The organism is Wolbachia endosymbiont of Madathamugadia hiepei, from assembly GCF_013366855.1.
Lineage (GTDB): Bacteria > Pseudomonadota > Alphaproteobacteria > Rickettsiales > Anaplasmataceae > Wolbachia.
This window is the reverse complement of record NZ_WQMP01000105.1, coordinates 1-3,603: the sequence shown is the minus strand read 5'-3', so window position 1 is coordinate 3,603 and position 3,603 is coordinate 1. Positions and strand designations below refer to the sequence as shown.

The window sequence follows — 3,603 nt, the reverse complement described above, 5'->3', positions numbered from 1 at the left end:
TTTTACCTAATATAAGCTAAAATGCGCTTGTTAAAGCGTTTAAGACAATAAAAAACGCCAATTTAAAAGATAGATAGTGAATAACTAGCTATCTTTTAAATTGGCGTTTTTTATTGTCTTAAACGCTTTAACAAGCGCATTTTAGCTTATATTAGGTAAAAACCTTGAAAGTTTATAAAGACATGAGGTGCACATAGTGCAAAAAATTAAACATAAGACACCAACCGTGATACTTTCGTCGTTTAATCTGCATAGATTGAAGCTAAATGAATAGCTCCAATACTATAATAAGGAAACTGAAGGAATTTGTCAAGTAGTTTTTTAGTTCTGTTTCTATGGCTAAAAAATCTGAATTCAGCCAGCACTTGGGCGATGTCACTCTTGTAGGTCTATGTTCGTGTAATTTCCCATAATAGTTAAAAAAAAATAGTAGAAAGTTACTGTAAATTCACGTATTTTGAGGCTATAATGTTCAAAAATACCTGATGTATGGATGATTTTATTGGAATTAAAGGTGCAAGGGAGCATAACCTGCAAGGTATAGATGTTAACATACCGAAAAATAAATTAGTTGTTATAACTGGACTCAGCGGTTCTGGCAAATCTAGCCTCGCATTTGATACGATTTATGCAGAGGGCCAGCGTCGGTATGTGGAGAGTCTTTCGGCTTATGCACGTCAATTTCTCAACATTCAGGATAAACCAGATGTTGAGTCGATCACAGGCCTCTCTCCTGCAATATCTATCAACCAGAAATCGATCTCGAAAAATCCAAGATCAACAGTTGGGACCGTCACTGAGATTTACGACTACCTACGCTTAATATACGCACGAATAGGGATTCCTTATTCACCTACAACTGGACTACCAATAACGAAACAAACTGTGTCTCAAATTGTAGATACCATAATGGCGTTACCTTTAGAAACTAAAGTATATATACTCGCTCCCATCGTGCGTGGCAGAAAGGGAGAACACCTCAAAGAGATATTGGAAATTAAAAAGCAAGGGTACGTAAGACTAAAAATAGATGGTAAAATACATAATATGGATGATTTACCTAAGCTCGATAAAAACAAAAAGCACGATATCTTTGTGGTTGCAGATAGGGTGTCAATATCAGACGACATAGGAAATCGACTGCCAAGCAGCATAGAATCAGCGTTAAGACTTGGTCATGGCTTAATGTATGCAGAAATAGTGAACTTGCCTAATAATCATGATTCTGAGTATAGAAATGATCAAGTTTTAACTTTCTCAGAGAATTTTGCATGTCCGGAGTCCGGTTTCACTCTTGAGGAAATAGAACCAAGACTATTTTCTTTTAACAGCCCCTACGGCGCATGTTGTTCATGTAATGGGCTTGGTAAAAAGCTGGCTATCGATATAAAGCTGATAGTGCCAGATGAAACGCTCTCAATATCTGAAGGTGCTTTGAGGCCAGTGGGGTCAATGTTCCGTCAAGTGCATACAGGTTATGGGTTTCTAAAAAATGCAATCCTGTCACTAGCTGAAAATTGCAAATTCAGTCTTGATGTTCCGTGGAAGAGCTTAGATCAAAGCGCGAAGGATGTGATACTCTTTGGTTCTAGAGAGATGAGATTCCACGGTTTAGTTAGTATATTAGAAAACCAGATGGATTATGATGGAACACTTATTGAGCAATACTGTTCTGTTTTTCATTGTAAAGAATGTGCTGGCTATAGATTGAGAAAAGAGGCACTTACGGTAAAAATTGATGGCAAACACGTAGGTGAAATATCTAGGCTTAGCATCGATGAATCCCTTAAATGGTTTGAAAATCTGCCAGGCAAGCTCACAGAACAACAAAAGCAAATCTCAAATAAAATATTAAGTGAAATAATCAAGAGGCTAACATTCTTGAAAAATGTAGGGTTAAACTACCTTACACTTGACCGTGAGTCTAGCACTCTCTCTGGCGGTGAAAGCCAAAGAATCAGGCTTGCTTCACAAATTGGCTCTGGTTTAACAGGAGTGCTGTATGTGCTTGATGAACCATCGATAGGCCTTCATCAATGTGATAATGATCGATTGATTGCCACACTTAGGAACCTGAGGGATATAGGAAATACTGTAATTGTCGTTGAGCATGATGAAGATACGATGATGGCTGCTGATTATGTAATTGATATTGGGCCTGGAGCTGGTGTAAATGGAGGAAAGATTGTTGCAGAAGGAACACCAGATCAGGTTCAAAGAAATTCGGAGAGCATAACAGGGCAATATTTGAGTGGAAAGAGGGAAATCTCAATTCCAAAAAGAAGAAAACAAACGACTCAGTCCATAAAAGTAATTAATGCGTGTGAGAATAACTTAAAAAATATAAACGTTGAATTTCCTATAGGGAATTTTATTTGTGTTACTGGAATATCGGGAGGGGGGAAATCAAGTTTAGTCATAGAAACACTATACAAATATTCAGCACATAAGATATATCATTCGTCTGCAAAGTATGGTCAATGCGATAAGATAGAAGGCCTTGAATATGTAGATAAAATTATAGAAATAGACCAGTCACCAATTGGTAGAACTCCTGCGTCAAACCCAGCAACATATGTTGGTATGTTCACTCATATAAGAAATTGGTTTGCAGGTCTTCCAGAGTCAAAAGCACGAGGTTACAACATAGGTCGATTTTCATTTAATACTAAGGGGGGAAGGTGTGAAGCGTGCAAAGGTGATGGACATTTAAAAATAGAAATGCATTTTCTGCCGGACGTTTATGTGAAGTGTGAGCAATGTAAAGGTCGGCGATATAACCGAGAAACGCTAGAGATTACTTTCAAAGGAAAATCAATTTCTGATGTACTTGATATGACGATAGATCAAGCTTGTGATTTTTTTGAAAACCTTCCAATAGTAAAAGAAAAGTTAGTTTCTTTGCAGGAAGTGGGGCTTGGCTATATAACACTTGGACAGCCCTCAACAACGTTATCTGGGGGTGAAGCACAACGAATAAAGTTATCTAAGGAACTATCAAAACGATTTACCGGAAGAACATTGTATATTCTTGATGAGCCAACGACTGGATTGCATTTTGAAGATGTAAACAACTTACTAAAAATTCTCCATAAGCTAGTTGATTTTGGAAACACTGTTATAGTTATCGAACACAACTTGCACGTTATAAAAACTGCAGATTACGTAATAGACATCGGCCCAGAGGGTGGAGTAAAAGGCGGAGGAGTAGTTGCTGTAGGAACTCCAGAAGAAATAATAGACATACCAAGAAGTGTTACAGGCAAGTATCTTAAACCATATTTGTCAGATAGAGCATAAACTATTTTTTAATTATATTAGGCTACGCTGCATATTTATGATTTGAATAGGGTAATGTCAGTATATCAATATTTTAAAAGGTATGTTGAATATGGAATTGTGCCTGCTAAGAAAATAGAAGATTTCACACTAACTCCAGAAAGTAGTTTCTATAAATCTGTACATTATATTGATAATGTTCTAGTCTCTGTGAACAAAATTTTAGAGAAGCTATATGAGAGAACCAACGAAGTTTAAAAAACCCATAAAAACCTCAGCAGTCTTGTCAAATCGAGAAAAAACACGTCTAAAGTTCTTGATTTT

General features: G+C 36.8%; 2 protein-coding genes. Both read left to right on the top strand.

The genetic code is table 11. The annotated features are described in order from the left end of the window. Nucleotides 1-489 precede the first annotated feature (489 nt). Nucleotides 490-3,300, top strand: a complete 2,811-nt coding sequence (gene uvrA / locus GO685_RS04100) for an excinuclease ABC subunit UvrA (RefSeq protein WP_175937686.1) — start codon at nt 490-492, stop codon at nt 3,298-3,300. 54 nt (nt 3,301-3,354) lie between these two features. Further along, nucleotides 3,355-3,537, top strand: coding sequence for a hypothetical protein (locus GO685_RS04095; protein WP_175937685.1), 183 nt, complete (start codon nt 3,355-3,357; stop codon nt 3,535-3,537). Nucleotides 3,538-3,603 lie beyond the last annotated feature (66 nt).

Coding starts and splice junctions, on each gene's coding strand:
- uvrA (WP_175937686.1), top strand. CDS start 490: ATGGATGATTTTATTGGAATTAAAGGTGCAAGGGAGCATAACCTGCAA.
- GO685_RS04095 (WP_175937685.1), top strand. CDS start 3,355: ATGTCAGTATATCAATATTTTAAAAGGTATGTTGAATATGGAATTGTG.